This window comes from Streptomyces sp. NPDC023541 (assembly GCF_055559995.1).
Window position 1 is genome coordinate 27,457 of the sequence record NZ_JBVHJO010000011.1, and the last position, 26,164, is coordinate 53,620.

A 26,164-nucleotide genomic window follows, 5' to 3' on the forward strand; every position below is an offset into this window, starting at 1 on the left:
GGGCCGCCGGGAAGCACCCCCGCTCCGCGAAGGGCGGGACCCCTCATACGGTCCGTACAACGGCGTACGGAACACCCGACACGGCGCCCGCCACGACTCCTTCTTGACGCCGTGCTCGCACCGCTCGGCCGCAGGCGGCCTCCCGGGCTTCGCCCGGCTGCGCCGGCCTCCGACCGGCGGTGGGGAGGCCGGGCCGCCGGGAAGCACCCCCGCTCCGCGAAGGGCGGGACCCCTCATACGGTCCGTACAACGGCGTACGGAACACCCGACACGGCGCCCGCCACGTCCCCGACCAGGGGTGGCGGGCGTCGTGGCGTTGTGTAGTCGTATCAATGCGTTCCGCTGAACCGCCGGTGCGGCCGGGACTACGCTTGTCGCGGAGCGAGGGCACTGCGGAAGCGGGGAGTTGGCTCATGGCCAGGCCGAATGACGAGGGTGGGGCGCAGACGCCGGAGGAGTTCGCCCGTGAGGAACTGCGGGGGAAGCGCGAGGCGGCGGGGTTGACCCAGGAGGGGCTGGGCGAGCGGATCTTCGCCACGGGGGCGTACGTGGGGATGATGGAGAGCGGGCGCCGTCGACTGCGCCCGGAGATCGCCAAGCTCATCGACAGGGAGCTCAACACGGGAGACTACTTCTTCCGTCTGGCCAGGGCGTTCAAGTCCAAGCACAGCGAGTACTTCGCCGACGCGGCCGAGTTGGAGGGGCTGGCGACGGCGATCTACGAGTACGCTCCCACTCTGGTTCCCGGGTTGCTCCAGACCGAGGCCTACGCCCGAGCGGTGATCCGGGCCACGAGCCCCACCGCACTCGCCGAGCGTGTTGATGCCCTGGTTGCGGCACGCACTGAACGGGCGCGACTCCTCGGCGATCCCGAGGCCCCTGAGATGTGGGTGGTCCTCCACGAGACGGTCCTGCGGACGGCAGTCGGGGGCCCTGCAGTGATGGCAGCTCAGCTACGGCACATTGCTTCCTACGCCCGTGCACACCGGATCATGGTGCAGGTCGTGCCGTTCGCTGCCGGGGCTCACGGGGCAGTGGGCTCGATGATGACCCTCATGCAGTTTGCCGAAGCGCCGGACGTGGCGTACACCGAGGGCCCTTACGCGGGCCAGTTGCTCGACTATCCGGCCCTGGTTCAGCGCCACTGGAAGTCGTACGATCTTGCCAGGGCTGCTGCGCTGTCGCCGGAGGTGTCCCTGAGCCTGGTCGAGTCGGTGGCGGAGGAGTACGCGACATGCGCGCAGACGCGGACGGTCTGACCTGGCGCAAGTCCTCGTACAGCAACGGGGACGGCGGCAGCTGCGTAGAGGTGTCCGATGATCTCCTCCCCGGCCTGGTCCCCGTCCGCGACAGCAAGCAGGCCGGCATCGGCCCGGTCCTGGTGTTCCCGGCCGGCGTGTGGTCCTCGTTCATCCTGGGCGTGAAGTTTGAGAAGACCGCGACCTAGTCCTCGTTGACGGCCTCAGGCCGGCGTCCCAGTCGGTGCCGCTGAAGGGGCGTCGCTCCGGGAGGGCTGTCGGTAGAAGCAGAGCACCCGTGGTCGCCGGCCGCTGGTCAAGCTCGGGGCCGGCGGCCTGATCGCCGTCGCCGTGACCGGGCTGCTCGGCCTCATGGTGACCTGGTGGGCGCCTCCCATCGACCGCGTCAACCGGGGCCGGTTCACCCCGCTCATGTTCAGCGGCCCGGCCGGCGCCCGCGCCTGGTGGCTGCGCCGCCGGACGGTGAGGGCGGCCGAAGCCAACGCAACCGGCTTCGGCCGCTTCTTCGGCCCTACTCGCCCGGCCCTACTCGCCCGCGGCGGGGACCCCGCCGCCTCCGGGCTCGTCCTCCGGCGCCGGGTCCTCGCGCGGCGGTTCGTCGTCGTTGCCCCGGCGCTGGGTGCGCAGGCCGTGGTCCGGTGCCCACGACCGCACCACCAGGTCGTCGCCCTCGATGCCGATGTGGACGACCTCGGTCAGGTCGGCGTAGAAGAGGTGGAAGGGGTGCGGGGTCTCCGTCTCCTCCGCGTAGCGGTGGAGTTCGGGCGGGTCCACGAGCTCCACCGCACGCCCGGAGATCCGTACGTCGCCGTCCGGCATGGTCTCGCCCTCGCCCGGATTGGTGTGCAGGGCGAAGCGCGGGTCGCGCTGGAGGTCCTTGGCCTTCATCGAGCCGGCCATCATGCCGAGCCACAGCTCCCCGCCCCGGATGTCGACGTTCAGCCCGGCCACCCGGGGGGAGCCGTCCTTGCGGAGGGTGGCCAGGACGTGGTGGGGGTACTGCGCGAAGCGGGCCTGGACGGTCGCCGCGAAATCGGGTTCCGCCTTCTCGAAGACTGCCCAACTGGTGTGCGTCATACGTCCATAAAAGCGCGGGCACAGGCGGGCCGGGCTCAGGCGCGCACGATGCCCGCACCGCGTGCCGCCGCCAGCCAGGCGGGGAACTCCCCGACGAGGCGGTCGTACAGTTCGCCGTCGGGTACGGTGCGCGGGTCGAGGCCCGCGTGGAAGTAGCCCGCGTTGTCCACGGGCCGTTTCGCCGGGACCGGCAGCTCGTCCAGCCGGCGCAGGAAGTCGAACTGCGTGCTGCGGGTGTTGCCGAAGCCCACGAACTGCCAGAAGAGCGGCAGGCGGGCCGCCTTGCACAAGTACTTCTCGGCCGCGAGCTTGTTGATCGGGCCGCCGTCGGTCTGGAAGACGACCAGGGCGGGGGTCGTCGAGCCCGAGTCCAGGTAGTGGTCGATGACCGCGTCCATCGCCGCGTGGTAGGCGGTCTTGCCCATGTGGCCCAGGCGGGAGGCGATCTCGGTGACCCGCCCCTCGTGCCCGGCCAGGGAGATCTCCTCCACCGCGTCGACCTCGGTGGAGAAGAAGACCACCGGCACGCGGGCGTCGTCGTCGAGGTGCGCGGACAGGCCGAGCACCCGGTCCGCGAGGGCCTGCACGCTGCCGTCCCGGTAGTAGGGGCGCATCGATCCGGAGTGGTCCAGGACCAGGTAGACGGCGGCGCGTCCGCCCTCCATGCCGTGCTTGCGCAGGGATATCCCGGCGCTCTTGTAGAGGTTCACGAGGGCCGGAGCCGACTCCTCGACCTTGCGGAGGCTGATGGCGCTGCTCGTCATGGGGCGAGGGTATGTCGAAGGCCGCGGGCCCCGGTCACTTCGGGCGTCGTACCTGGGCCTCCCTGAGGAGTTGCGGGTACGGCGTCTGGGCCATGGAGCCGCGTACGAATGCCAGACCGTACCGATCCGCAGCCCGCCTCTGTTCGGTGGGCGTGTTCAGATTGAAGACCTTCTTCTTGTCCGGGCTTGCGACATCCACGTAGACGACCGGCCTGCTGCGGTACAACCACCAAACGGTCACACGCTCCCGGCCGCGAGTCATGTTCAGGAGCTCGCTGCTCTGGGATATTTTCGACTGGTATCGGAAGTAGTCCTTGTTGGTCGGCTCGGGCCCTGGGGGCTCGTCGTCCTTTCCCTCCTTCTTCAGCTTTCCCCGCCACTTCCCGGACCTGCCGTAATCGGCGTCCATGGTCATTCTGTCCTGCCTGAACGCGTAGGCCGATATCTGGGCCGTGACCGCCTCGTAGTTGAGCTTCAGGGGATTCTTTATTTCGACGACCACGTCCTCCATGATTTCTTCCTCGGGGTTCAGCTCCCGCCCGGGCGGTTTGATCAGCTCGCCGGGTTTGATCAGTTTGAACTTGTCCTTCGGGTCACTCGCGAGCTTGACATGGATCCAATAGATGCTGCCGAGGATGTGAACCGGAACCTCGCCGGAGTTCTTGAGGCGCATACGGACCCGCACGAACATTTTCGTCCCGTCCCGGTTCAGGCTCGGCAGGCCGATCTCGGACACACCCTGTACCAGGGGGCGCGATACGGAGGGAAGGTAGACCTGGGTGTACGCCAGGTTGGTGACGACGAGAAGAGTGGAAACGATCGCCCCGATGGCGATGCGGCCGGGGTTGCGCAGCACCTTCCAGACCCGGCGGCGGCAGAGCACCCACAGACTCCACGAGGAACAGAGCACGAGTCCTATGTAGAGCGCCAGGCACTGGGGGTCCGACGGCGTTTCCCTGTTGGCCGCGTACATCAGGAGCAGCACCGCTCCGACGAAGAACTCGACCAGTGCGCCGAACAGCAGAGCCGGACCCGAGTGCCTCGTCCTCTGCTTGCGCCAATAGTCGAAAACCGCCACGAAGGCGATCAGTTCCACGATGGCCATGAAGAGGAAGAAGAATCCCGTCACCCGGCCTGCGAAGGTCAGGGCATCGAACGAGTCTTTAAAGCCTATCCAGGTGCATATTGCGGCGGTGGCCAGGAAACCGACGGCCATGACGGCGCCGGTGATCCGGCGACCCCAATTCTGAGCCGGCCAGACAGTGCCGTCTCCGCCGCGCCATTCGATGTCGTACTCGGAGGTCACGCCGGCGCGACGCAGGACCTTCTGCAGTTCGCGGGGGCTCCACACCTGGCCTGCGGGCTTGCCGTCCACCACGACCTTCCGCAGGCCGACATCATCCGGTGGTCTTACGACCACATTGGGTTTGTTCTCCATGGCGCCAGCCTGCGCCCGCATTCGGCCGAACGCCGCTGGGGCACGTTTCCCAGGAGTGCCTCCCGTGCAACGCAGGGGGCACAGCCGTCACCCGAATGGAGTAGCGAGGTGCTCACCCGGACCCGTGCGGGGCGAGGCTGGAGGTGACCGTGTCGCTCGTCCCTGTATCGGAGATTCTGATGCGTACACGACTTCCAGAGATCATCGCCACCGTGATCCTGACCGTGTTCGGAGCCCTGGCTCCTGCGGCGCAGGCTGCCGCCGTGCCCGCCATAGACGGCGACACGTGCATGCGAGGCAAGGGGACTGTGGAGTACGAATCCACCAGGGATTCGTGGATCTGCGTCGACGGCACGTACGACGGCGAGCCGATCGACTGACCCGCCCCGCTCCGACGCTGCCCGCGCCCGACGCTCACGGCAGCCCGTGGCGCCCTTCCACCCGAGGGATACGACTGCTAGAGATATGACTGGTAGTCATACAGGGGAGGGCTTCCATGGCGCGCACCGGGCTCGACGGGAAGGTCGTCATCGTCACCGGCGCCGGGCGCGGCCAGGGCGCCGCCGGGGCCCGGCTCTTCGCCGGGGCCGGGGCGCGGGTCGTGGTCACCGACATACGGGAGGACGAGGGCCGGGACGTCGCAGCCGAGCTGGGCGGCCAGGGGTTGTACGTCCGCCACGACGTGGCCGACCCGGCGAGCTGGGCGACGGTGGTCGCCCAGGCGGTCCGCGCCTTCGGCACGGTGTCGGCGCTGGTCAACAACGCCGCCCTGTGGCGCACGGCCCATGTGGAGGAGCAGCGGCTCGACGACTTCGAGGCCCTCCTGCGGGTCAACCTGCTGGGGCCCTTCCTCGGCATCCAGGCCGTGGCCCCGGTGCTGCGGGCGGGCGGGGGAGGCTCCGTCGTCAACGTCTCCTCCACCGCCGGACTGGTCGGGGTACCGGGCCACGCGGCCTACGGCTCCACCAAGTTCGGGCTGCGCGGGCTGACCCGGTCCGCGGCGCTGGACCTCGCCGGGGACCGGATCCGGGTGAACTCGGTGCACCCGGGGGCCATCGACACCCCGATGGTGGCCGGTGCGGTCGAGGACCGGGACTGGTCGCACCTGCCCCTGGGGCGGATCGGGAGGCCGGAGGAGGTCGCCGAACTCGTCCTCTTCCTCTGCTCGGACGCGTCCTCGTACGTCACGGGCGCCGAGTTCACGGTCGACGGTGGGATGACGACGGCCTGACCCGCAGGACACCACACAGCCCCGCCCCGGCATGATGTGGCCATGGCTGATCGGATACGGAGACTGCCCGGAGCGGTCCTGCGCAACTGCCTGCTCCTGGCAGTGGAGTTCGGTGCGATCTGGCTGCTGCGCGGTCCGGAGGGCCCCTGGGTCCCGGTCCTGCTGGCCGTCTTCGTCGCCGGCGCGGCCGTACCGCACGGCACGGACGCCGAATTCGTCGCCCGCACCGCCGTGGCGCTCACCGCGGTCGGGGTGGCGGTCCTCGGCGGGATCACCTGGGACCGGCACGTCCTCCACGACCGCGGCCGGGAGGAGGTGGCGGTGGTCGCGCAGCGGACGATGGCGGAGGGCGGCTCGGCCACGTCCCCGTCGCTGCGCCTGCGCACCGAGGCGGGCCGCGACCTGCCCGGCCCGGTGACGATGGACCTCGCGGTCGGCGCACGGCTGACGGTCACGGTGGACCCCGGCGGCCCCGCGTGGTCCCCGGGCGGCCGCCCGGACCGGCCGCTGTGGCAGGCGGCCGGCACCGGCGCGCTCCTCCTGATCCAGGCCGCCCTCCTGCTCCGGATCTCCCTGCGCCGCTCCCCGGGCTGACAGCGACGCGGGAAGAGCCGTCGAGACGGCCCGTCGAGGCGGCTACTTGATCTTGTAGGAGCAGCCCTTCGTGTTCGTGACGCCGTCGCTCTCCGCGACCACCTTGCCGTCGACCTTGATCGTGCAGGGGGCCTGCTGGAGCTTGCCGTCGGCGCCCGTGATCGTGCCCGGGACCACGTTCACCAGGTAGCCCACCTTCTGCTCCGCGGCGGTGAGTTCGGCGGTGCCGGACTTCGACCACGGCAGCGTCTGCTGCTCGAAGCCGCTGCCGATGCCGCTGTACATGACGGCCGTCCTGCCCGTACCGCCGACCTCCAGGGTCACCTCGTGCTTCGCGCCACCACCGGCCGCCGGGGCCGGCGCGGGGCCCTGGCCCTCGCCCCGCGAGGCGGCAGGCTGCTGCTTGCCGCCCTCGGGGGCCGGCTTCGGCTCCGCGCTCCCGCAGCCGGTGAGCAGCAGCGCCGCCCCGGCGCACAGCGTCATGGCGGTGATGGTCCTGCGCATGTCCTGATACCTCGATCTCGTTGCTTTGTACGTGTGATCGAAAACAATGGACGCATGACGACACGCGCCCGTTCCTTCGACGCCGCAGCCGCCTCCTACGCTGCCCACCGCCCCGGATACCCGCCGGCCCTCTTCGACGCCGTAGAGGAGCTCGCCGGGCGCCCGCTCGCCGGGGCAGACGTGGCCGACGTGGGGGCGGGAACCGGCATCGCCACCGCCCTGCTGCACGAGCGCGGAGCCGAGGTCGTCGCCGTGGAACCCGGGGACGGGATGGCCGCGCAGCTGCGCCGGGCGCACCCCGGCATCCCGGTCGTGCGCGGCGACGGGAACCGACTGCCGCTGGCCACCGGCGCGTTCGACCTCCTCACCTACGCCCAGGCCTGGCACTGGACCGACCCGGCCCGCTCCGTCCCCGAGGCCCGCCGCGTGCTGCGCCCCGGCGGTGCGCTCGCCATCTGGTGGAACGACGCGGACCTCACCGTCCCCTGGATCGCCGAGCAGGAGGCCCGCCTGGCGGAGTTCTTCGGGGCGGCCGAGGGCAACGGCTTCCGTACGCTGCCCCAGGGGCTCGGCGGTTTCACCACCCGCTCCGTGCGCTGGTCGCGGCGCGTTCCGCTGGACGCGCACCTCGCCAACCTCGCCAGCCACTCCGCCTTCCTGACGCTGGGCGAGGCCGGCACCCGCGAGTACTTCGCCGCGGAACGGGAGCGGCTGGCCCCGCGCTTCCCCGACGGCACCGTCGAGGAGCGTTACGTGGTCAGCCTCAACGTCGCCCGGGTGTGAGCGACCGCAGGACCTCTGCCCGGCACGCCGACGGCGTGCCCCACGCGTCCCGCAGCGGGCGTGCCTTGCGCAGCCACAGCGACAGGTCCAGCTCCTCGGTGTAGCCGACCGCGCCGTGGAGCTGGAGCGCCGTCATGGCCGCGCGGTACGCCGCCTCCCCGCAGCGCAGCTTCGCCGCCGCCACTTCGCCCGGGGCCAGTGACAGCGCCGCCGCCCACACCAGCGGCCGCGCGAACTCCAGGGCCACGAGGGTGTCCGCCAGCCGGTGCTTGACCGCCTGGAAGGAGCCGATCGGCGCCCCGAACTGCGTGCGCTGCTTCACGTATCCGACCGTCCGCTCCAGCAGTGCCTCGGCCACGCCCAGGCACTGGGCCGCCGTCAGCAGCCGCGCCCAGAGCCCGGCCGCCCGGGCCGCCCGCGCCACCGCCGGTCCCGCCGCGAGCGGCTCGCCCCCGGCGGCCGCGAGGCGCGACAGGCGCCGGGCCGGATCCGTCGACCGCAGGGTGGCGCCCGCGGCGGCCGGCCGCAGCTCGGCCGCCCCCGACACGGTGAAGCAGTACGTCGCCGCGTCCGCGTCCAGGGCGTACGGCCCCCCGCCGCTCCCGCCCGGCAGCGTCAGCGTGGCCCACGCCTCGCCCGCGGCCAGGCCAGGCAGGAACCGCTTGGCGAGCGCCTCGTCCCCCAGCTCCGACAGCAGTACCGATACGGCGGCGCTCTCCACCACCGGCCCCGGCACCCCCGCCCGGCCCAGCTCCACGAACCCCAGCGACAGCTCCAGCGGGAGCAGGCCGGCCCCCTCGTACGCCTCGGGCGCGGCCAGCGCGAACAGGCCCGTCCCCGCGAGCCGGGACCGCAGTGCCAGCCCGGGCCGGCAGTCCCCGTCCGCCCAGGCCCGTACGGCCGCCGGGACCTGCGCCGCGCCCAGCAGGGAGCGCAGCGTACGGGCGAAGTCCGACTGCTCGTCGGTCGGCAGGAAGCGCATCAGCGGCGGCCCTTCGGGAGGCCGAGCAGCCGCTCGGCGATGATGTCGCGCTGGATCTCGTTCGTCCCCGCGTAGATCGGTCCGGCCAGCGAGAAGATCCACGGCTCGGCCCACTCCCCGTCCGCGAGTTCGGCGTCCGCGCCCAGCAGGTCCAGCGCCGTCTCGTGCAGGGCGATGTCGTACTCCGACCAGAACACCTTGTTCAGGCTGGACTCCGCGCCGAGGGCCCCGCCCGCGGCGAACCGGGAGGCGCCGGCCCAGGTGAACAGCTCGTAGGCGCGCGCCCCCACCACCGCGTCGGCCACCCGGTCGCGCAGTGCGGTGTCGGCCGGATCCCCCCGCTCCCGCCACAGGGCGGTCAGCCGGTCCGCCGCCGCCAGGAACCGGCCGGGGGAGCGCAGGGTCAGGCCCCGCTCGTTGCCCGTGGTCGACATCGCGATCCGCCAGCCCTGCCCCGGCTCCCCGATCACGTCCTCGTCGGGCACGAAGACCTCGTCCAGGAAGAGCTCCGCGAAGGCCGGCTTGCCGTCGAGGCGGCCGATGGGCCGCACCGTGACGCCGGGCGCCCGCAGGTCGAACATCAGGTACGTGAGCCCCTGGTGCGGTGCGGGGGCGTCCGGGTCGGTGCGGAAGATGCCGAAGGCCCGGTCCGCGAAGGCCGCCCGTGAGGACCAGGTCTTCTGCCCGGACAGCAGCCAGCCGCCCTCCGTGCGGACCGCCCGCGACGTCAGCGAGGCCAGGTCGGAGCCCGACTCCGGCTCCGACCAGGCCTGCGCCCAGACCACCTCGCCGCCGGCCATCGGCGGCAGCACGCGCGCCCGCTGCTCGGGCGTCGCGTGGTCGAAGAGCGTCGGTGCGAGGAGGCTGATGCCGTTCTGCGAGACCCGGCCGGGCGCGCCGGCCGCCCAGTACTCCTCCTCGAAGACCAGCCACCGCACGATGTCGACGCCCCGGCCGCCGTACTCCTCGGGCCAGGACACCACCGACCAGCGGTCCGCGTGCAGCCGCGCCTCCCATGCGCGGTGCGCGGCGAAGCCCTCCCGCGTCTCCAGGGAGGGCAGGGGGGAGGCGGGTACGTGGTCGGCCAGCCAGGCGCGCGCCGCGGCCCGGAAGGCCTCCACCTCCGCCGTCTGGGTCAGGTCCATCAGGTGCCCGCCTCCTGGAACGCCGTACGCCGCCACTTCCCTAACAAGTGTTTGGTAGGTTAACGTACGGCGATGAGCAGCGTCGAGGAGTTCGCATGAACGAGCCCCGGTACACCGCCGGCCACCACCTGCTGCAGGACCGCACCGCCGTCATCACCGCCGCCGCGGGCGCCGGGATCGGCGGGGCCACCGCCCGCCGCTTCCTGGAAGAGGGCGCCCGCATCGTCATCGGCGACGCGCACGCCCGCCGGCTGAAGGAGACCGAGGACGCGCTCACGGCCGAGTTCGGGGCCGACCGCGTCACCTCCCTGCCCTGCGACGTCACCGACGAGGCCCAGGTGAGGGCCCTTTTCGCGCTCGCCGAGCAGACCCACGGCAGTCTCGACATCGTCGTCAACAACGCCGGACTCGGCGGCACCGCCGCCCTCGTCGACATGACCGACGAACAGTGGACCCGCGTCCTCGACGTCACCCTGAACGGCACCTTCCGCTGCACCCGCGCCGCACTGCGCTCCTTCACGGCCTCCGGGGCGGGCGGAGTCGTCGTCAACAACGCCTCCGTCATCGGCTGGCGCGCCCAGACCGGCCAGGCCCACTACGCCGCGGCCAAGGCCGGCGTCATGGCGCTCACCCGCTGCGCGGCCCTGGAGGCCGCGGACTTCGGCGTACGGGTCAACGCGGTGGCGCCGAGCCTGGCCATGCACCCCCACCTGGTGAAGGTCACCAGCGAGGAACTCCTGGCCGAACTCACCGCCCGCGAGGCCTTCGGCCGGCACGCCGAGCCCTGGGAGGTCGCCAACGTCATCGTCTTCCTGGCCAGCGGCTATTCGTCGTACATGACCGGCGAGACGGTGTCCGTCAGCAGTCAGCACCCGTGAGGGGGTGTCCGACAATGGGCGCGTGCCCACGAACAAGCCGGACACCGAGCCGGAAGCCCATCGCGAAGCCAAGCCGACAGCGAAGAAGAAGCCGCAGGTGACGTCCTCGCCCGAGCGGCGCCGCGAGCTCCTCGACACCGCGGCCGAGGTCTTCGCCGCGCAGGGCTACAACGCCACCACGGTCCGCAAGATCGCCGACGCGGCCGGGATGCTCGCCGGCAGCCTCTACTACCACTTCGATTCCAAGGAATCGATGCTCGACGAGATCCTCTCCGCCTTCCTGACCGAGCTGTGGGAGGGCTACGACGCCGTCCTCGCCGCCGGACTCGGCCCCAGGGAAACCATCGAGGCCCTCGTCACCGAGTCCTTCCGCGAGATCGACCGGCACCGCGCCGCCGTCGCGATCTACCAGAAGGAATCCCGCACCCTCTCCGCCCAGCCCCGCTTCCACTACCTGTCCGACTCGCAGCAGAAGTTCGAGAAGGCCTGGCTGGGGACGCTGGAACGGGGGGTCGCCGCCAAGGCCTTCCGGGCCGACCTCGACATCCGCCTCACCTACCGCTTCGTGCGCGACACGGTGTGGGTGGCGGCGTCCTGGTACCGGCCGGGCGGACAGCACAGCCCCGACGAGATCGCCCGCCAGTACCTGTCGATGGTCCTGGACGGGATCGCCCTGCGCCCCACATGACAGATCCGACCGTCCGAGGAGTCCCGACATGCCCGAGGCCTACATAGTCGACGCCGTACGCACCCCCGTGGGGCGGCGCGGAGGCGGCCTGTCCGCCGTCCACCCGGCCGACCTCGGCGCGCACGTCCTCAAGGAACTCGTCGAACGGTCCGGTGTGGACCCGGCCGCCGTGGAGGACGTGGTCTTCGGCTGCCTCGACACGGTCGGCCCGCAGGCCGGGGACATCGCACGCACGGCCTGGCTCGCCGCCGGCCTGCCCGAAGAGGTCCCCGGCGTCACCGTCGACCGCCAGTGCGGCTCCTCCCAGCAGGCCGTGCACTTCGCCGCGCAGGGCGTGCTCTCCGGCACCCAGGACCTCGTGGTCGCCGGCGGTACCCAGAACATGTCGATGATCCCGATCGCCTTCGCCTCACGGCAGGCGGCCGAACCCCTCGGCCTCACCGAGGGCCCCTACGCGGGATCCGCCGGCTGGCGCGCCCGGTACGGCGACGCACCGGTCAACCAGTTCCACGGCGCCCAGCTGATCGCCCAGAAGTGGGGGATCTCGCGCCGCGAGATGGAGGAGTTCGCGCTCCGCTCCCACCAGAGGGCGGTACGCGCGATCGACGAGGGCCGCTTCGCCCGCGAGACCGTGGCCTACGGGGACGTGGCCGTGGACGAGGGACCGCGCCGGGACACCACCCTGGAGAAGATGGCGGCGCTGAAGCCCGTCGTGGAGGGCGGCACCATCACCGCCGCGGTCTCCTCCCAGGTGTCCGACGGCGCCGCGGCCCTGCTGATCGCCTCCGAGCGCGCCGTCCACGAGCACGGCCTGCGGCCGCGGGCCCGCATCCACCACCTGTCGGTACGGGGCGAGGACCCCATCCGCATGCTGTCCGCGCCCGTCCCGGCGACGGCGTACGCCCTGAAGAAGACCGGCATGTCCCTGGCCGACATCGACCTGGTGGAGATCAACGAGGCGTTCGCCCCGGTGGTCCTGGCCTGGCTGAAGGAGACCGGCGCCGACCCGGAACGCGTCAACGTCAACGGCGGCGCCATCGCCCTCGGCCACCCGCTCGGCGCGACCGGGGTCAAGCTGATGACGACGCTCCTGCACGAGCTGGAACGCACGGGCGGCCGCTACGGCCTCCAGACGATGTGCGAGGGCGGCGGCCAGGCCAACGTGACGATCATCGAACGCCTGTAGTCCGTGTCCGCGGCGGGTGGCGGACGCGCCGCCCGCCCCGGACACACCGCGCGTTCCGGGGCATTCCCGTAGCGCGGGGGGTGGAGGTCACACCCGCCCGTCTGCACTCCGGGGCCGAGATGTGCTAGCTTAGTGGCCGTTGCAGTTGTGGTACCCATGAACTTTATGTGCGCCTGACGGGAATGTTCCTCAGGCGCTTTTATTGTTTTTTTGCCGGAATCTCCGGATGGGGCCCTTTGCCGCCTATTCAGGAGATTTAAAATGGCACTTGGCACCGTGAAGTGGTTCAACTCGGAAAAGGGCTTCGGCTTCATCGAGCAGGACGGTGGCGGTCCGGACGTCTTCGCCCACTACTCGAACATCGCCACCCAGGGCTTCCGTGAGCTCACCGAGGGCCAGCGCGTGTCCTTCGACGTGACGCAGGGCCAGAAGGGCCCCCAGGCGGAGAACATCATCCCCGCCTAATTCCTTCAGCATGCCGGGGTCCGCACCGAGAGGTGCGGGCCCCGGCTTGTCTGCTGTCTCGAACTTTGTTTTACCTGCCGGTTTCAGGAGGGCTTTCTCGCATGACCAGCTCCAGCTCCGCACGACCCAGCCGCCGCCCCACCCGGGGACGAGGAGCGGCCCAGGGGCGTCCGAAGGCTGGTGCGGGACGGCAGAAGTCCGCCCCCGCCCCCCGGCCCCAGGAATTCACCATGCCCGAGCCGGCCGTCCCGGCGCTGCCGGCGGTCGCCGCGTTCGAGGACATGGGCATGCCCGAGGCGCTGCTGAAGACCCTCGCCGCCCAGGGCGTCACCGAGCCGTTCCCCATCCAGGCCGCGACCCTGCCGAACTCGCTCGCCGGACGCGACCTCCTCGGCCGCGGCCGCACCGGCTCCGGCAAGACGCTGGCCTTCGGCCTGGCGCTGCTGGCCCGTACCGCCGGCCGCCGGGCGCAGCCGAAGGCACCGCTCGCGATGGTCCTCGTACCGACCCGCGAGCTCGCGCAGCAGGTGACCGACTCCCTGGCCCCGTACGCCACGGCCGTCAACCTGCGCATCGCCACCGTCGTCGGCGGCATGTCGATCAACCGGCAGTCGGGCGCCCTGCGCCGCGGCGCCGAGGTGCTCGTCGCCACCCCCGGCCGTCTGAAGGACCTCATCGACCGCGGTGACGCGGACCTCTCGCAGGTGTCGATCACCGTCCTGGACGAGGCCGACCAGATGACCGACATGGGCTTCATGCCGCAGGTCACCGCGCTGCTCAAGCAGGTCGCGCCCGGCGGCCAGACCATGCTCTTCTCGGCCACCCTCGACAAGAACATCGACAAGCTCGTCAAGATGTTCCTGACCGACCCGGTCGGCCACTCCGTCGACCCGTCGGCCGGCGCGGTCACCACCATGGAGCACCACGTCCTGTACGTCATGGACGAGACCGACAAGAAGGCCGTGGCGACGCGTATAGCCGCTCGCGACGGCCGGGTGATCATGTTCGTGGACACCAAGCGCGGTGTGGACCGCATGGTCAAGAAGCTGCTCGCCGACGGCGTGCGCGCCTCCGGCCTGCACGGCGGCCGCTCGCAGCCGCAGCGCAACCGCACCCTGGACTGGTTCAAGACGGGCGAGGTCACCGCGCTGATCGCGACGAACGTCGCCGCGCGCGGCATCCACATCGACGACCTCGACCTGGTCGTCAACATCGACCCGCCCAGCGACCACAAGGACTACCTGCACCGCGGCGGCCGTACCGCCCGGGCCGGCGAGTCCGGCAGCGTGGTCACCCTCGTCCTGCCCGACCAGAAGCGGGACATGACCCGGCTGATGTCGGACGCCGGGATCTCCCCGCGCACCGCGCAGATCAAGTCCTCCGACCAGGAGCTGGCCCGGCTGACCGGCGCCAAGGAGCCCTCGGGCATCCCGGTGGTGCTGGAGGTTCCGCAGCAGCCCGCGCCGAAGGCGCGCAGCGGGTCCGGCTCCGGTTCGGGCTCCGGCTCGCGCCGCCGTTCGGGTTCGGGCGCCGGGCGCGCCACCACCGCCACCGTCACCGCCGGCGCCCCGGCGGCCGGCGGCCGCGGACGCCGTTCCGGCGCCGGATCCGGGCAGGCCCCTGCGGGCTCCGGTTCGGGCCAGGCCCGCCGCGGCGGCCAGGGCGGCCAGGGCGGATCGGCCACCGGATCCGGCGAGCGCGGCCGACGCGGCGCGGTCGGCTCCGGCGGCGGCGCCGCGGCGGCCTCCGCCCGCAGCCGGGTCGGCACCGGCGGCCAGGGCCGCCGCCGCGCGGTCTGACCCGTACCGGCCCCACCCGTACGCACGGCGAAGCCGGGCAGCGCACCACGCGCTGCCCGGCTTCGCCGTTTCCGCCGTTTCCGCTGTTTCCGCTGTTTCCGCTAGCGGACCAGCTTGCTCTGGAGTTTCGCCAGCGTTCGAAGGTCCAGGCCGAGGCCCTGGGTCAGGTAGCCGTAGAAGCTGCCGTAGTCGGCCTCCAGTTGCGCCGTTGCCGAGTCCAGGTAGTCCTGGCGTACCTCTTGGAGCGGGATCAGCAGGTCCGGGTTCTGCATCCGCCCCGACTGCTTCAGGCCCGCCCGCACCCTGGCGTCGTAGGCGGCGCGGAAGGTGTTCGACGCCAGGTAGTCGCGCTCGGCGGTGTCCTCGGGGACGGCGAGGGCGCGCAGCAGCACGTAACTCATCCAGCCCGTCCGGTCCTTGCCGGACGTGCAGTGGTACAGGACCGGACCCTGCCGGCCGTCCGCGAGCTCCCGCAGGGTCGCCGCGAACTGCGCCCGGTTCTCGGGGCTGGTCACGAAGGTGCGGTAGATGTCGCGCATGTAGGCCTCGGCGCGGCCCCCGCCGAGCATCTGCTCCTGCGCGACCGGGTCCCCGCTGCCGATCGCTGCGACGAGCGTCCCGTAGAGGCCGAGGTCGCTGACCGGGCGTGCGGTCGGGGAGAGTCCGGATGGCAGCCGGTCGGCGCCGTCGTACTGGACCTCCGTCGGGATGCGGAAGTCGACGACCTTCGTGAGGCCGAGACCGGAGACGGTGGTGACGTCCGCGTCGGTCAGCTTGCCCAGGGCGTCGGAGCGGTAGACGAGCCCTTGGCGGACCTGGCCACCGGTCCAGGTGGGGTAGCCGCCCAGGTCGCGGACGTTGACCGCGCCCTGGAGGACGATCTGACGAATCGTTTCAGCTTGCTGCTGCTGGTGATGGTGCCGGGCGCTGACCCCGGCTCCGGGTGCCGCCGCCGCGTGCGCGGCGGTCGGCAGGGTGGTGAGGGCGAGGGCGGCGACGGCCGCCGCGGCCGCTCTGCGGATTCTGACACGGCTCATGGGGGCGACTCCTGTGACGGAGAAGGGGGATCACCCTGGTGGTGGCAGGGCGTCGAGCGACTGCGGTCCGTCGGGCCCGAGCAGACGGTCCAGCACGGTGTGGGCCTCGGCCATGACGCGACGGACGAGCTCCGCGCAAGACGGGAGATCGTCGATCACCCCCGCGACCTGGCCCGATGCCATGACGCCGAGGTCCGTACGGCCCTCGACCATGGACGCCTTGAGGAGCATGGGAGTGTTCGCGGCGAGCAGGACCTGGCTCCAGGACAGCTCCTTGCCGTGTTTCATCGCCAGGCCGTCGCGGACCATCTGCGGCCAGCTCAGACCGGACACCTTCCGCAAGCCCGCCGCGTGCCGGACCGCCCGGACCAGCGCCCGGGTACGGCCGGCGCGCTCCAGGGAGTCGACCAGCTCCGTACGGAGCATGCGGTGCGGGAGCCCGTCGACGGCCGTGGTCACGGTGACGTCCCGGACCGTCGCCTTCAGGTACTCGGCCTTCACCGCGTCCGGCACGGTCGAGTCCGAGGTCAGCAGGAACCGGGTGCCCATGGCGATGCCCGCCGCTCCGTACGCCAGGGCCGCGACCAGGCCGCGGCCGTCACTGAAGCCGCCCGCCGCGACGACCGGGATGTCCACCGCGTCCACCACCTGGGGCAGCAGCACCGTCGTGGCCACGTCACCGGTGTGACCGCCGCCCTCGCCGCCCTGCACGATCACCGCATCGGCGCCCCAGGCGGCCACCTTCTCGGCGTGGCGCCGCGCCCCGACCGACGGGATGACGACCACACCCGCGTCCTTCAGCCGGCCGATCAGCTCCCGGGAGGGCGCGAGGGCGAAGGACGCGACCCGGACCCCCTCGTCGATGATCAGCCGGACCCGCTCGGGCGCGTCCCCGGCGTCCGCACGCAGGTTGACGCCGAAGGGGGTCCCCTCCGGGACGCGGGACCTCACCTCGTGGACCGCCGCCCGCAGCTGGCCCGTGGTCATCGTCGCGGAGGCCAGGACGCCCAGGGCGCCGGCGCGCGCCGCGGCCGACACCAGGCGGGGGCCGGCGACCCAGCCCATGCCCGTCTGCACGATGGGGTGCGCGACCCCGACCAGTCTCGTGAACGCCGTCTCCACCGGATCAGCCCCGCACTTCCCGGTCGCGCAGACCCTTGGGGTCGATGACCTCGCGGATCAGCCGCAGTTCCGCCTCGGTCGGCTCCCGCGTGTACGGGACCTCCTCGGGCAGCGCCAGCTCGAAGCCGGTCGCCGCCCGGACCTGCTCGACGGTGACCCCGGGGTGCAGGGAGGCCAGCCGCATCGCGTTCCCGGGGCCGGCGAAGTCGAAGACGCCCAGATCGCTGACCACCCGGGGCAGCCGGTGGAAACGGGTCGCCCCCGCCTCGGCGGCGCGGTCGTAGCCGACGCCGCTGACCATGTCGACGCGCTCGACGAAGACCCGCGTCGAGTGCTTGGGGATCCAGTAACTCACGGGATGGTTGAGGGTGTTGACCGGCGCCCCGCGCACGCCGAGCAGCTGGCGGGCCGGCCGCTCCCAGTCGCCGATGCAGGAGATGTTCTGGTTGCCGAACCGGTCGATCTGGCTCGCGCCCATCATCACGTGCCGCCTGCCGCCGGTGACCATGGTCAGGTGGCGCCGGTAGGGGAGCCAGCCCTCGGGCGTGCCGTCGAGCCCGACGAGCATGGCCTCGCCGTCCGTCAGCAGCAGGTCGGGGGAGAAGGTCCGCTTCGCGAGCCGGGCCCCGAAGGAGGGGACCAGGCCCATCGGGCTGGCGAGCACCTCGCCGTCGCCGCGCCAGGCCTCGGCGCACGCGATCACGCAGTACTCGGCACGGGTGGCGGATGTGGCGGAGCCGGCGGTCGTCGTGGTCACTGCTGCTCCTCGTGCCAGGCCCGGACGGTCGACTGGTAGTCGTGCTCGCCCGCCCCGGACAGGAACCGTTCCGAGAACTCGGGCCAGGGCGTGCTCGCGTAGAGCTTCTGGAAGGCCTCGTCGCGGTCGTAGTCGGGGGCGCAGGAGGTGAAGTGCGCGCCGTTCGGGGTCTCCACCACTCCGGTGACGGAGTGCCGGCTGACGAGGAGCGACTGCGGGGGCCCGGCCTTGCTGAGCTCGGCGGTCCCCACGAGCTGCTCGCAGGAGACGTAGGCGGCGTCGGCGGCCTCGCAGAACAGGTCGTCGAAGTACGGGTCCGGGCCCAGGTACTGGGCGTTGCCGAGGCGGTCGGCGCGGTTGAGGTGGACGAGGGCGGCGTCCATGCGCAGCGCGGGGACGGCGACGAGCTCCTCGCCGTCGGCGTAGGGCGAGGTGACCGTGCGCAGTTCCGGGTTGACCCGCATCACGTCGGAGCCGAGGCCGGCGCGGACCGGGAGGAAGGGCAGCCGGTTGGCGGCGGCGTGCAGGCCCCACATGAACATGGCCTCGTCGTACTCGGTGAGCGCGAAGGCGGCCCGTTCGCGGGCGGCCCGGAAATGCGGCTCCAGCGCGATGGAGTCGAGGGTGGCGAAGGGGGCGACGAGCCGACGGATCCGGCCCGCGGCCGCCAGCAGGCCGACGTCGGGGCCACCGTACGAGATCACGGTGAGATCGGTGATCTCGGACCGGAGCAGCGCTCTGATCAGGGCCATGGGCTTGCGCCGGGACCCCCAGCCGCCGATCCCGAGGGTCATCCCGCTGCGCAGCTGCCCGACCACCTCTTCGACCGTCATGGTCTTGTCGCTCATGCGCGCTCTCCCTTCCCGAAGGTGTCGCGGACCCGGTCGGCCACCCCGCTGAGGTTGGCCTCGAAGGTGAAGCCCTGCTCGAAGCGGTAGCTGCGGCGCACGTCCACGGGGTCGATCCCGTTGATGGCCGCCTTCGCGAGGCGGATCAGGCAGCCGTCCTTCGTCGCGATCTCGGCGGCCAGCTCCAGGGCGGCGCCGCGCAGCGCCTCGGGCGGGACCACCTTCCAGACCGAGCCGTGGGCGTGCAGTTCGGCGGCGGTCACGGTGCGCGAGGTGTAGTAGAGGGCGCGCATCAGATGCTGGGGGACCAGCCGGGCCAGATGGGTGGCGGCGCCCAGGGCGCCCCGGTCGAGCTCGGGCAGCCCGAAGACGGCGTCGTCGGAGGCGACGATCGCGTCGGCGTTGCCGACCAGGCCGATGCCGCCGCCCAGGCAGAACCCGTTCACGGCCGCGACGACGGGCACCTCGCACTCGTAGACGGCGGCGAACGCCTCGTAGCAGCCCCGGTTGGCGCCGATGAGGGCCGCGTGGCCGGTGTCGCGCTGCATCTCCTTGATGTCGACGCCCGCGTTGAAGCCGCGGCCCTCGGCGGCGAGGACCACGCACCGGACCTCGGGGTCCCGCCCCGCGGTCCGCAGGGCGTCGGCCAGGTCGTACCAGCCCTGCACGGGCAGCGCGTTGACGGGCGGGAAGTCGGCCGTGACCAGTGCGACGCCCTTGTCCGGGCCGGAGGTGGAGACACCCATGAGAGGATCAGCTACCTTTCCACCAAACATTTGTTAGGTGAGGAAGGTAGCAGCCGATGGAGCTCGACGGGAGGGTCGTCGTCGTCACCGGCGGAACCAGGGGCGTCGGCGCCGGGATCGCCCGGTCGTTCCTCGCGGCCGGCGCGGAGGTCGCCGTCTGCGCACGCAGGCCCCCCGACCGGCCGGTGACGGCGGGCGGCCGCGAGGCGTCCTTCACCGCGCTCGACCTGCGCGACACGGGCGCCGTACGGGACTTCTTCGACACGGTCGCCGGGCGGTACGGGCGGCTCGACTGCCTGGTCAACAACGCGGGCGGGACCCCGTACCGCCTCCTCGGCGAAGGCGACGCCGAACGCCACGCACGGGTCGTCGAACTCAACCTCGTCGCCCCGATGACGGCCTCCCTGGCAGCCCGCCCCTGGCTGAAGCGGAGCCGCGGCTCGGTGGTGATGATCGGCAGCGTCAGCGGGACCCGCCCCTCGCCGGGGACGGCGGCGTACGGGGCGGCCAAGGCGGGCCTGGAGAACCTGGCCCGGTCCATGGCCGTCGAGTGGGCACCCGAGATACGGGTGAACTCGCTGGTCCTCGGTATGGTGCGGACCGAACTCGCGCACCTGCACTACGGCGACGCGGCCGGGATCGAAGCGGTCGGCGCGACCGTCCCGCTGGGGCGGCTCGCCGAACCGGCCGACGTGGGCGACGCGGCGGTCTTCCTCGCCTCCGACCGGGCGCGGTACGTGAGCGGGGCCGGCCTGCTGGTGCACGGCGGCGGGGAGCGCCCGGCGTTCCTGGATGCGGCAACTGTCAACAAGGAGGGCTGAGATGGCGGGACTGTGCGAGGGCCGGGTCGTGATCGTGACGGGCGCGGGGCGGGGGCTGGGCCGGGCCCATGCGCTGGGCTTCGCCGCGGAAGGGGCGAAGGTCGTCGTCAACGACCTGGGGGTGGGGCTGGACGGGTTGCCCGGACCGGAGAGCCCGGCGGCGCAGGTGGTCCGGGAGATCGAGGACCTCGGCGGCGAAGCCGTGGCGCACGGCGGGGACATCGCGACCGCGCAGGGTGCGGGCTCCCTGGTGCGGGCCGCCGTCGATGCCTTCGGCCGCCTCGACACGCTGGTCAACAACGCGGGGTTCCTGCGGGACCGGATGCTGGTGAACCTGGACGAGGACGACTGGGACGCGGTCGTGCGGGTCCATCTGAAGGGGCACTTCCTGCCGCTGCGGTCGGCGGCCGCGTGGTGGCGGGCGGAGGCGAAGGCCGGCCGCCCGGTGGCCGCCCGGGTCGTCAACACCTCCTCCGGGGCGGGCCTGCTGGGGTCCGTCGGGCAGGGCAACTACAGCGCCGCCAAGGCGGGCATCCTCGGCCTGACGCTGGTCGCGGCGGCCGAGATGGGCCGGTACGGGGTCCAGGTCAACGCCATCGCCCCGGCCGCGCGGACGCGCATGACGGAACAGGCCTTCGCGCAGACCATGGCCGCTCCCGAGGGCGGCGGCTTCGACGCCATGGCACCCCAGAACGTGTCACCGCTCGTGGTGTGGCTCGGCGCGGACGCCTCGGCCGGGGTCACCGGACGGGTCTTCGAGGCCGAAGGCGGCCGGATCACCGTCATGGAGGGCTGGCGGCCGGGCCCCACGGCGGACCGCGGCGCGAGGTGGACTCCCGCGGAGGCGGGCGAGGCGGCGGTCAAGCTCCTGGCCGCGGCCGAGCCCCCGCTACCGGTGTACGGCTCGCGCTAGCTCGTCTCGTCCAAGTCCCGCCTGGCGGCGGGGCCCGGCAGCGTGCCTTGCCGCGGTGTCGGGCGCGCCGGGGTGGGTCCGGTACTCGGGCGGCCCTCGGCCCTGCGGGGCTTCCCCTCGGCCCTGCGGGCCCGGGGAGAGTCCATGGCACCGGACGCCGGGGCCCGCCCTTCGGGCGGCCGGCGCCACTTTTGCGGACACGCCCTGGGGGTGGCCGGTTGCTCGGGCCGGGCTTCTCCAGGGCCGGGTCCACTGCCGCTGTGCGGTGAGGGTGGGGGAGCCGGCCCCCGGCTCAGGACGCAGCCGGCTGCCGCTCCGGTGCGGCGGGGGCGGCGTCGCCGGGACCGCCCTTCGCGCCGCGCCGGTCGGGCCCGGAGTCCGGTCCGGGAGCAGGGTGAACGGGCCGCGGCCCGGGTGCGGCAGGAGGCAGGCGAACGCCTACTCGGGCGAGCCCGGCGCGCCGCCGAGCCGCCTGCTCGCCCCCGGCAGCCGACCGGCACACCGTGCGTGACCCTGCCCCCGCCCCCCAGGAGCGGAGGAAGGCGCGCAGGACCGGCAGGGCCTGGCCTTCGTCGGCCTCGGCGACCCCTTTCCGGCCGGTCGCTGCAGAAAGGCGGCGCGGGGCGGGTCCGCGACCGGTCGGCACGGGCCGGACGGGCCCGCCGCGCCTGCGGAAGCCGGGAACGGAAGCGGGCCCGGCCCCCTGGCGAGGGGTCGGGCCCGAGTCTTCGTCGGTGCGTTGAGGTATGACTACCCGCTGGGTCCAGCCGCTGAACCGCGGTCGGGCCATCTGTTGTGCGCGAAGTCACGTGACATCACGCGAAGGCCGCTCGAAGGCCGCTCGAAGGCCGCGCGCGAGGGGGAGCCGTACCGTCCCCGCCGGTGCGTCAGGAGAGCTTGCCGTTGTAGTCCGGGAGCTTCACGGTGCGCTCGGCGTGGCCGCCGACCAGGTCGGTCGGGCTGTTCCCGATGTTCGCGATGATCCTGTAGCCGCGCGCCTCGATCTCCGCGCGCTTGGCCGTCTTGTAGGTGCCGACCTCCTCGAAGAGGTCGGGCAGGTCGCGGACGTAGAGCCCGGACACCGGGTAGCCGACGGCCTTGAGGTTGTACTCGGTCAGGGAGTGGATGATCCCCGGGCGGGCCGTGACGAAGAAGACGGCGACGCCGCGCGCGTGGGCGTACTGGGTCAGTGCGCGCACCTTGGTGATCGCGGGGGTCGGGTAGGTCCAGAACCAGTGGAAGTCCGTCTCCAGCGAGGTGTTGTCGATGTCGAGGACGAGGGCCGGCTTTTCGCCGGCGGGCGAGTTCGCGATGCGCTGCTCGATGGCCGGACGCGCCGCGTCGACGACGGCGGCCACCTCCCGCTGCCAGGTGGCGTAGTCGATGCCGAGTATCGCCGCGTTCCCGCCCGGCGCGGAGGCGGACGCGTACGCGGACGCGGTCGTGGTCGCCGGTGCGGAGACGGGCGCGGGCGCGGCGACGGGGGCCGCCTGGGCCGCGGTGGCCGGAACGAGCGTCAGGACGGCGGCCGCTGCGGCCACGCCGACGGCGGCGGTACGGGGCGTGCGGATGCGGCGGGAACTGCGCATGGGGGGCGCTCCTCGGTCACGAATTGGCATGGACGTGACCAGAGTTGGCGAGAACCGCACCCATGTCTACTGGCCGGTAGGAAACTTTTCGCGACCGACCGGTGAATGATCAAGCCATATGCGGGCGGACCGGGACTACGTGTCGCAGTCGAGCAGCGAGCGGCACAGTCCGCATCGCGCCCGCAGCCGTCCGCGCACCGGCACCCGCACCCGCTGCTCGCACACGGGGCACGGGAAACTGACGCGCAGCCCCGCGCCGGACCCTTCGCGCTCGAAGCGGTACGCCGACCCGTCCGCCGGGGTGGCCCCGGTGCGCCGCGCCCTCGCGTACCGCCGCCGCGCCCCCGGGCCGGCGGCGGCGAGCGGAGCCCGGCGGTGGTCCCGGGCCGCCAGCGCGCTCCCGCGCACGTAGGCCTCGTACGCCTGCGGGCTGGTGAACCACGGGGACGGGTCCTCGCCGAACAGCGCCGCCCGCTTGGCGAGGACGTAGCCGAACTCCTCCGGCGTCAGGTAGCCGAACCTCTGGTGGGTGAGCGCGTCCTCCCGGTAGGCGTCGAGCAGCAGCCAGCCCGCCCCCAGGTAGGCGGCGGCGGTGTCGGTGAGGATCTCGTTCTCCGCCGGATCGGGGAAGGCGAGTTCCAGCCGGTGCAGCAGCACATGGGCGACCTCGTGCGACAGGGCCGCCGCCAGGTCCCGCCGGTGGGTGCGGAAACGGTCGTTGACCTCGACGAAGTACTCGGGCCCCGCGGCCAGTTCCACCGTGGCCGCCTCCTCCATCGGCCGGAAGGCGACCACCATCCGCGCATCGGGCAGCCGTAGCGCGCGCACCATCGCCGAGGCCACCCGCTGCGCACCCAGGTGCAGGTCGTCGGAGGCGCCGAAGGCCGCGTCGGCGGGGGAGAAGCTCGTGGCGTAGGCGCGGACCCCGTCGGCCGACAGGCGCCGGAAGAGCGCGGTGATCGAGGCGCGCACGGTCGCGAGGTGCGGAAATCCGTGCTCGATGATCCCGTCCCGCCCGCCGTTCTCCTTCATCGGGTGCTCCTTACCGCAATCCCTGTCGCGCTGCGGGGAGTTGGCCGAAACTGCGTTCTTGTTGGCCGCCGTGCTCCTGTTGTGTCATGGACCCGTCATTCCCCGATGACACGCACGGCCCAACCCCCCACGAAAGGCAGTGTGTTGACTGTGTCCAGCCTCGTGCGATTCATGAAGCGCACCCTCGCCGTCGGCGCCGTCGCCCTCGCGGCCGTCAGCCTCCAGCCCGGCACCGCCACCGCAGGCACCGCACCCGTCGTCGGCGGCACCCGAGCCGCCCAGGGCGAGTTCCCCTTCATGGTGCGCCTCTCCATGGGCTGCGGCGGCGCCCTCTACACCCAGCAGATCGTCCTCACCGCCGCCCACTGCGTGAACGGCTCCGGCAACAACACCTCCATTACCGCCACGGCCGGAGTCGTCGACCTCAACAGCTCCAGCGCCATCAAGGTCAAGTCCACCAAGGTCCTTCGCGCGCCCGGCTACAACGGCACCGGCAAGGACTGGGCCCTGATCAAGCTCGCCAAGCCCATCAACCTGCCCACCCTCAAAATCGCCGAGACCAAGGCCTACGACAACGGCACCTTCACCGTCGCCGGCTGGGGCGCCACCCGCGAGGGCGGCGGGCAGCAGCGCTACCTCATGAAGGCCACCGTCCCCTTCGTCTCCGACGCCGACTGCAACGCCGCCTACAGCGACCTCGTCCCCGGCGAGGAGATCTGCGCCGGCTTCATCGACCAGGGCGGCGTCGACACCTGCCAGGGCGACTCCGGCGGCCCCATGTTCCGCCGTGACAACGCCGGAGCCTGGATCCAGGTCGGCATCGTCAGCTGGGGCATCGGCTGCGCCCGCCCCGACTACCCGGGCGTCTACACCGAGGTCTCCACCTTCGCCGCCCAGATCAAGAGCGCCGCGGCCACCCTGTAGCCCCCACCCGCACCCACCCTCGTCCTCCCGGCCCGGCACGAACCGGCCGGGAGGACGAGGCGCACCCACCACCAGCGCCGCCGCCGCCCGGGCCCCGCGGCACCCTCCCCGGCGGCCCGCCGCGCGGTTGCGGGCCGACCCACGCGCCGGTCCCAGGGGAGGGAACCTGAGGCAGCGGGCGACGCGGGGCAGGCGGCGCACGGCGATCAGCGCGGTCGTCGCGGACGACCGGGAGATGATCGCAACCGGCTTCCGGACGATCCTCGAAAGCCGGCCGGACATCGAGGTCCTCGCCGACGGCGTCGACGGAGAGGCAGCCCCCGCAGCCGTCGCCGAGCACCGCCCCGACGTCCTGCTCCCCGTCATCCGCATGCCGGGACCCGACGGCTCCGAAGCCACCCGGCGCCTGTCCGCCGGCGACCGGCCACGCATCGTCATCGTCACCACCTTCGGCCTCGACGAGTACGTCCGCGCGGCGCTCCACGGCGAAGCAGCCGGCTCCCCTCAAGGACGCAGACCCGGCCACGCTGGTTGAAGCCGTACGGGCGGCAGCCGTCGGCGGATCCCTCCTTCCACCGGCGGATCCCTCCTTCCACCGGCGGACGCGACGTCGTACGCCGCCTCGCCCGCGGCATGACCAACGCCGAGATCGCCGGCGAGCTCTACCTCTCCCTCTCCACGTCCGTCACGACGCACCCGGCGTCGGGATGGCCGCATGGCCTGGGCGAGCGGCCCGGCCGCCACAACGGCGTGACCGCATCCCGCACCACCCCGCGCCGCGCCCGGCCGGAGCCGGCCCCGCCGGCGTTGCCAGGCGCGGAGTCCGGGGCGGGGCCCCGGGCAGCCGCGGCGCAGCGGCCCGCCGCAGGCCGGGCCCGCATGGCCCCGGTACCGCCGCAGGGCGGGCCCGCACGGGCGCCCGCACCGCCGCGACGGTCACCGCACCGGGTCCGGGCCGGAAGCCCGGGGGCCATCGGCAGAGCCGGGAGCGACCGGTGACCCCCTCGACGTTCTGGGCCCGCACCTACCCGCACGCCGCTTCCTGGCTCCGCCTCCTGCTCTCCCGAAAGGCCCGCGGCGGCCACCTCACCGCAGGCCCCGGCCCGGAAGGCGGCCGGCCGCCACCGCGGTCCCACCCCGGTGACGCGGCCGCCGTCTCACAGGCCGACTACCCCCGCGACCTGCGGGCCCGCGCCACGTATTCTCGGGAACCATGAACATCAGCGACCTCGACAACGGCACGGGCAACGGCCAGGGCCCCGCCGCCGACGGCATCGACGAGAGCGTCACCGCCGAGCTCGCCCGCCTGCGGGACAGCATCGACAACATCGACGCGGCCGTGGTCCACATGCTCGCCGAACGCTTCAAGTGCACCCAGCAGGTCGGCCACCTCAAGGCACGCCACCAGCTGCCCCCCGCCGACCCGGGCCGCGAGGCCAGCCAGATCGCCCGGCTCCGCCAGCTCGCCGAGAACGCCAAGCTCGATCCCGCCTTCGCCGAGAAGCTCCTCAACTTCATCATCGCCGAGGTCATCCGCCACCACGAGACGATCGCCGCCGGCGAGGAGTAGACGCTCGGGGTC

Annotated in this window: 30 protein-coding genes; 17 read left to right on the forward strand and 13 right to left on the reverse strand. The window is 72.5% G+C overall.

Going from position 1 to position 26,164, the window contains the following annotated elements; translation table 11 throughout:
- Positions 1–413: 413 nt before the first annotated feature.
- Both ACZ3X1_RS25405 and ACZ3X1_RS25410 read left to right on the forward strand, forming a co-directional pair.
- A complete protein-coding gene (locus ACZ3X1_RS25405; protein WP_390074996.1) occupies positions 414–1,259 on the forward strand; it encodes a helix-turn-helix domain-containing protein in 846 nt (281 codons plus the stop codon).
- The gene (locus ACZ3X1_RS25410; protein WP_467281075.1) at positions 1,235–1,447 is read left to right on the forward strand and encodes a DUF397 domain-containing protein; all 213 of its coding nucleotides are present in this window, start codon (positions 1,235–1,237) and stop codon (positions 1,445–1,447) included. The genes ACZ3X1_RS25405 and ACZ3X1_RS25410 overlap by 25 nt, the downstream gene beginning before the upstream one ends.
- 337 nt (positions 1,448–1,784) lie before the next feature.
- Here the strand turns inward: ACZ3X1_RS25410 and ACZ3X1_RS25415 are convergent, their stop codons facing one another.
- From ACZ3X1_RS25415 to ACZ3X1_RS25425, 3 genes are read right to left on the reverse strand one after another with little or no spacing between them, the layout of a single operon-like run.
- Positions 1,785–2,336, reverse strand: a complete 552-nt coding sequence (locus tag ACZ3X1_RS25415) for a pyridoxamine 5'-phosphate oxidase family protein (RefSeq protein WP_356812085.1) — start codon at positions 2,334–2,336, stop codon at positions 1,785–1,787.
- A gap of 35 nt (positions 2,337–2,371) precedes the next feature.
- On the reverse strand, positions 2,372–3,100 hold the full coding sequence (locus ACZ3X1_RS25420) for a vWA domain-containing protein (RefSeq protein WP_467281076.1): 729 nt from the start codon (positions 3,098–3,100) through the stop codon (positions 2,372–2,374).
- Between the two features lie 34 nt (positions 3,101–3,134).
- Positions 3,135–4,538, reverse strand: a complete 1,404-nt coding sequence (locus tag ACZ3X1_RS25425; RefSeq protein WP_467281077.1) for a hypothetical protein — start codon at positions 4,536–4,538, stop codon at positions 3,135–3,137.
- A gap of 179 nt (positions 4,539–4,717) precedes the next feature.
- On the opposite strand from ACZ3X1_RS25425, the gene ACZ3X1_RS25430 reads away from it, so the two are divergent.
- The 3 genes from ACZ3X1_RS25430 to ACZ3X1_RS25440 all read left to right on the forward strand — a co-directional run bounded on the left by ACZ3X1_RS25430 (position 4,718) and on the right by ACZ3X1_RS25440 (position 6,363).
- Positions 4,718–4,918 (forward strand): hypothetical protein, encoded by a 201-nt coding sequence (locus ACZ3X1_RS25430; RefSeq protein ID WP_467281078.1) that lies wholly within the window; start codon positions 4,718–4,720, stop codon positions 4,916–4,918.
- Between the two features lie 116 nt (positions 4,919–5,034).
- A complete protein-coding gene (locus tag ACZ3X1_RS25435; protein WP_467281079.1) occupies positions 5,035–5,769 on the forward strand; it encodes a glucose 1-dehydrogenase in 735 nt (244 codons plus the stop codon).
- Positions 5,770–5,811: 42 nt separating this feature from the next.
- Complete coding sequence (locus ACZ3X1_RS25440; RefSeq protein WP_467281080.1) at positions 5,812–6,363, forward strand: hypothetical protein; 552 nt, start codon at positions 5,812–5,814, stop codon at positions 6,361–6,363.
- 42 nt (positions 6,364–6,405) lie between these two features.
- Here the strand turns inward: ACZ3X1_RS25440 and ACZ3X1_RS25445 are convergent, their stop codons facing one another.
- Positions 6,406–6,867 carry a hypothetical protein gene (locus tag ACZ3X1_RS25445; RefSeq protein ID WP_467281081.1) on the reverse strand — a complete coding sequence of 154 codons (462 nt, stop codon included), beginning with the start codon at positions 6,865–6,867 and terminating at the stop codon, positions 6,406–6,408.
- A 54-nt stretch (positions 6,868–6,921) separates the two neighbouring features.
- On the opposite strand from ACZ3X1_RS25445, the gene ACZ3X1_RS25450 reads away from it, so the two are divergent.
- A complete protein-coding gene (locus ACZ3X1_RS25450; RefSeq protein WP_467281082.1) occupies positions 6,922–7,650 on the forward strand; it encodes a class I SAM-dependent methyltransferase in 729 nt (242 codons plus the stop codon).
- On the opposite strand, the gene ACZ3X1_RS25455 is transcribed toward ACZ3X1_RS25450, so the two are convergent.
- The gene (locus ACZ3X1_RS25455; RefSeq protein WP_356812095.1) at positions 7,631–8,632 is read right to left on the reverse strand and encodes an acyl-CoA dehydrogenase family protein; all 1,002 of its coding nucleotides are present in this window, start codon (positions 8,630–8,632) and stop codon (positions 7,631–7,633) included. The two genes, ACZ3X1_RS25450 and ACZ3X1_RS25455, sit on opposite strands and share 20 nt — an antisense overlap.
- Positions 8,632–9,777 carry an acyl-CoA dehydrogenase family protein gene (locus ACZ3X1_RS25460; RefSeq protein ID WP_356812096.1) on the reverse strand — a complete coding sequence of 382 codons (1,146 nt, stop codon included), beginning with the start codon at positions 9,775–9,777 and terminating at the stop codon, positions 8,632–8,634. The genes ACZ3X1_RS25455 and ACZ3X1_RS25460 overlap by 1 nt, the downstream gene beginning before the upstream one ends.
- Before the next feature lie 95 nt (positions 9,778–9,872).
- On the opposite strand from ACZ3X1_RS25460, the gene ACZ3X1_RS25465 reads away from it, so the two are divergent.
- From ACZ3X1_RS25465 to ACZ3X1_RS25485, 5 genes are all read left to right on the forward strand, one after another.
- A complete protein-coding gene (locus tag ACZ3X1_RS25465; RefSeq protein WP_467281083.1) occupies positions 9,873–10,655 on the forward strand; it encodes an SDR family oxidoreductase in 783 nt (260 codons plus the stop codon).
- 22 nt (positions 10,656–10,677) lie between these two features.
- A complete protein-coding gene (locus ACZ3X1_RS25470) occupies positions 10,678–11,343 on the forward strand; it encodes a TetR/AcrR family transcriptional regulator (protein WP_467281084.1) in 666 nt (221 codons plus the stop codon).
- Between the two features lie 28 nt (positions 11,344–11,371).
- Positions 11,372–12,529 carry an acetyl-CoA C-acetyltransferase gene (locus tag ACZ3X1_RS25475; RefSeq protein ID WP_467281085.1) on the forward strand — a complete coding sequence of 386 codons (1,158 nt, stop codon included), beginning with the start codon at positions 11,372–11,374 and terminating at the stop codon, positions 12,527–12,529.
- A gap of 261 nt (positions 12,530–12,790) precedes the next feature.
- On the forward strand, positions 12,791–12,994 hold the full coding sequence (locus ACZ3X1_RS25480; protein ID WP_030028954.1) for a cold-shock protein: 204 nt from the start codon (positions 12,791–12,793) through the stop codon (positions 12,992–12,994).
- Between the two features lie 101 nt (positions 12,995–13,095).
- Positions 13,096–14,793: a DEAD/DEAH box helicase gene (locus ACZ3X1_RS25485; RefSeq protein ID WP_467281086.1), complete on the forward strand. Its 1,698-nt coding sequence runs from the start codon at positions 13,096–13,098 to the stop codon at positions 14,791–14,793.
- Between the two features lie 101 nt (positions 14,794–14,894).
- On the opposite strand, the gene ACZ3X1_RS25490 is transcribed toward ACZ3X1_RS25485, so the two are convergent.
- The 5 genes from ACZ3X1_RS25490 to ACZ3X1_RS25510 are packed head-to-tail and all read right to left on the reverse strand — an operon-like array spanning position 14,895 to position 19,303.
- Complete coding sequence (locus ACZ3X1_RS25490) at positions 14,895–15,830, reverse strand: tyrosine-protein phosphatase (protein ID WP_467281087.1); 936 nt, start codon at positions 15,828–15,830, stop codon at positions 14,895–14,897.
- 30 nt (positions 15,831–15,860) lie between these two features.
- Entirely contained in the window at positions 15,861–16,952 is a 1,092-nt protein-coding gene (locus tag ACZ3X1_RS25495; protein WP_467281088.1) for an NAD(P)H-dependent flavin oxidoreductase, read from the reverse strand.
- Positions 16,953–16,956: 4 nt separating this feature from the next.
- Entirely contained in the window at positions 16,957–17,709 is a 753-nt protein-coding gene (locus ACZ3X1_RS25500; protein WP_467281089.1) for a CoA-transferase subunit beta, read from the reverse strand.
- Positions 17,706–18,557 (reverse strand): CoA transferase subunit A, encoded by an 852-nt coding sequence (locus ACZ3X1_RS25505; protein ID WP_467281090.1) that lies wholly within the window; start codon positions 18,555–18,557, stop codon positions 17,706–17,708. Before ACZ3X1_RS25505 ends, ACZ3X1_RS25500 begins: the two co-directional genes overlap by 4 nt.
- Positions 18,554–19,303, reverse strand: a complete 750-nt coding sequence (locus ACZ3X1_RS25510) for an enoyl-CoA hydratase family protein (protein ID WP_356812104.1) — start codon at positions 19,301–19,303, stop codon at positions 18,554–18,556. Before ACZ3X1_RS25510 ends, ACZ3X1_RS25505 begins: the two co-directional genes overlap by 4 nt.
- Positions 19,304–19,359: 56 nt before the next feature.
- Between ACZ3X1_RS25510 and ACZ3X1_RS25515 the strand changes: the two genes are divergently transcribed.
- Positions 19,360–20,124 (forward strand): SDR family oxidoreductase, encoded by a 765-nt coding sequence (locus ACZ3X1_RS25515; RefSeq protein ID WP_390075026.1) that lies wholly within the window; start codon positions 19,360–19,362, stop codon positions 20,122–20,124.
- Position 20,125: 1 nt separating this feature from the next.
- A complete protein-coding gene (locus ACZ3X1_RS25520; RefSeq protein WP_467281092.1) occupies positions 20,126–21,037 on the forward strand; it encodes an SDR family oxidoreductase in 912 nt (303 codons plus the stop codon).
- Between the two features lie 887 nt (positions 21,038–21,924).
- Here ACZ3X1_RS25520 and ACZ3X1_RS25525 read toward each other — a convergent pair.
- The gene (locus tag ACZ3X1_RS25525; RefSeq protein WP_467281094.1) at positions 21,925–22,626 is read right to left on the reverse strand and encodes an HAD family acid phosphatase; all 702 of its coding nucleotides are present in this window, start codon (positions 22,624–22,626) and stop codon (positions 21,925–21,927) included.
- A gap of 135 nt (positions 22,627–22,761) precedes the next feature.
- Positions 22,762–23,658, reverse strand: coding sequence for a hypothetical protein (locus tag ACZ3X1_RS25530; RefSeq protein WP_467281095.1), 897 nt, complete (start codon positions 23,656–23,658; stop codon positions 22,762–22,764).
- A 171-nt stretch (positions 23,659–23,829) separates the two neighbouring features.
- Here ACZ3X1_RS25530 and ACZ3X1_RS25535 point away from each other — a divergent pair, with 171 nt between their 5' ends.
- From ACZ3X1_RS25535 to ACZ3X1_RS25550, 4 genes are all read left to right on the forward strand, one after another.
- On the forward strand, positions 23,830–24,582 hold the full coding sequence (locus ACZ3X1_RS25535) for a S1 family peptidase (protein ID WP_356812109.1): 753 nt from the start codon (positions 23,830–23,832) through the stop codon (positions 24,580–24,582).
- Between the two features lie 235 nt (positions 24,583–24,817).
- Complete coding sequence (locus ACZ3X1_RS25540; protein WP_467281096.1) at positions 24,818–25,117, forward strand: response regulator; 300 nt, start codon at positions 24,818–24,820, stop codon at positions 25,115–25,117.
- A 460-nt stretch (positions 25,118–25,577) separates the two neighbouring features.
- Positions 25,578–25,799, forward strand: a complete 222-nt coding sequence (locus ACZ3X1_RS25545) for a hypothetical protein (RefSeq protein WP_467281097.1) — start codon at positions 25,578–25,580, stop codon at positions 25,797–25,799.
- Positions 25,796–26,152 carry a chorismate mutase gene (locus tag ACZ3X1_RS25550; protein WP_356812111.1) on the forward strand — a complete coding sequence of 119 codons (357 nt, stop codon included), beginning with the start codon at positions 25,796–25,798 and terminating at the stop codon, positions 26,150–26,152. Before ACZ3X1_RS25545 ends, ACZ3X1_RS25550 begins: the two co-directional genes overlap by 4 nt.
- Positions 26,153–26,164 lie beyond the last annotated feature (12 nt).

What these genes read in the sequence shown, in the direction of transcription:
- ACZ3X1_RS25405 (WP_390074996.1), top strand. Translation starts at nt 414, where the DNA reads ATGGCCAGGCCGAATGACGAGGGTGGGGCGCAGACGCCGGAGGAGTTC.
- ACZ3X1_RS25410 (WP_467281075.1), top strand. Translation starts at nt 1,235, where the DNA reads ATGCGCGCAGACGCGGACGGTCTGACCTGGCGCAAGTCCTCGTACAGC.
- ACZ3X1_RS25415 (WP_356812085.1), bottom strand. Translation starts at nt 2,336, where the DNA reads ATGACGCACACCAGTTGGGCAGTCTTCGAGAAGGCGGAACCCGATTTC.
- ACZ3X1_RS25420 (WP_467281076.1), bottom strand. Translation starts at nt 3,100, where the DNA reads ATGACGAGCAGCGCCATCAGCCTCCGCAAGGTCGAGGAGTCGGCTCCG.
- ACZ3X1_RS25425 (WP_467281077.1), bottom strand. Translation starts at nt 4,538, where the DNA reads ATGGAGAACAAACCCAATGTGGTCGTAAGACCACCGGATGATGTCGGC.
- ACZ3X1_RS25430 (WP_467281078.1), top strand. Translation starts at nt 4,718, where the DNA reads ATGCGTACACGACTTCCAGAGATCATCGCCACCGTGATCCTGACCGTG.
- ACZ3X1_RS25435 (WP_467281079.1), top strand. Translation starts at nt 5,035, where the DNA reads ATGGCGCGCACCGGGCTCGACGGGAAGGTCGTCATCGTCACCGGCGCC.
- ACZ3X1_RS25440 (WP_467281080.1), top strand. Translation starts at nt 5,812, where the DNA reads ATGGCTGATCGGATACGGAGACTGCCCGGAGCGGTCCTGCGCAACTGC.
- ACZ3X1_RS25445 (WP_467281081.1), bottom strand. Translation starts at nt 6,867, where the DNA reads ATGCGCAGGACCATCACCGCCATGACGCTGTGCGCCGGGGCGGCGCTG.
- ACZ3X1_RS25450 (WP_467281082.1), top strand. Translation starts at nt 6,922, where the DNA reads ATGACGACACGCGCCCGTTCCTTCGACGCCGCAGCCGCCTCCTACGCT.
- ACZ3X1_RS25455 (WP_356812095.1), bottom strand. Translation starts at nt 8,632, where the DNA reads ATGCGCTTCCTGCCGACCGACGAGCAGTCGGACTTCGCCCGTACGCTG.
- ACZ3X1_RS25460 (WP_356812096.1), bottom strand. Translation starts at nt 9,777, where the DNA reads ATGGACCTGACCCAGACGGCGGAGGTGGAGGCCTTCCGGGCCGCGGCG.
- ACZ3X1_RS25465 (WP_467281083.1), top strand. Translation starts at nt 9,873, where the DNA reads ATGAACGAGCCCCGGTACACCGCCGGCCACCACCTGCTGCAGGACCGC.
- ACZ3X1_RS25475 (WP_467281085.1), top strand. Translation starts at nt 11,372, where the DNA reads ATGCCCGAGGCCTACATAGTCGACGCCGTACGCACCCCCGTGGGGCGG.
- ACZ3X1_RS25480 (WP_030028954.1), top strand. Translation starts at nt 12,791, where the DNA reads ATGGCACTTGGCACCGTGAAGTGGTTCAACTCGGAAAAGGGCTTCGGC.
- ACZ3X1_RS25485 (WP_467281086.1), top strand. Translation starts at nt 13,096, where the DNA reads ATGACCAGCTCCAGCTCCGCACGACCCAGCCGCCGCCCCACCCGGGGA.
- ACZ3X1_RS25490 (WP_467281087.1), bottom strand. Translation starts at nt 15,830, where the DNA reads ATGAGCCGTGTCAGAATCCGCAGAGCGGCCGCGGCGGCCGTCGCCGCC.
- ACZ3X1_RS25505 (WP_467281090.1), bottom strand. Translation starts at nt 18,557, where the DNA reads ATGAGCGACAAGACCATGACGGTCGAAGAGGTGGTCGGGCAGCTGCGC.
- ACZ3X1_RS25510 (WP_356812104.1), bottom strand. Translation starts at nt 19,303, where the DNA reads ATGGGTGTCTCCACCTCCGGCCCGGACAAGGGCGTCGCACTGGTCACG.
- ACZ3X1_RS25515 (WP_390075026.1), top strand. Translation starts at nt 19,360, where the DNA reads ATGGAGCTCGACGGGAGGGTCGTCGTCGTCACCGGCGGAACCAGGGGC.
- ACZ3X1_RS25520 (WP_467281092.1), top strand. Translation starts at nt 20,126, where the DNA reads ATGGCGGGACTGTGCGAGGGCCGGGTCGTGATCGTGACGGGCGCGGGG.
- ACZ3X1_RS25525 (WP_467281094.1), bottom strand. Translation starts at nt 22,626, where the DNA reads ATGCGCAGTTCCCGCCGCATCCGCACGCCCCGTACCGCCGCCGTCGGC.
- ACZ3X1_RS25530 (WP_467281095.1), bottom strand. Translation starts at nt 23,658, where the DNA reads ATGAAGGAGAACGGCGGGCGGGACGGGATCATCGAGCACGGATTTCCG.
- ACZ3X1_RS25535 (WP_356812109.1), top strand. Translation starts at nt 23,830, where the DNA reads ATGAAGCGCACCCTCGCCGTCGGCGCCGTCGCCCTCGCGGCCGTCAGC.
- ACZ3X1_RS25540 (WP_467281096.1), top strand. Translation starts at nt 24,818, where the DNA reads ATGATCGCAACCGGCTTCCGGACGATCCTCGAAAGCCGGCCGGACATC.
- ACZ3X1_RS25550 (WP_356812111.1), top strand. Translation starts at nt 25,796, where the DNA reads ATGAACATCAGCGACCTCGACAACGGCACGGGCAACGGCCAGGGCCCC.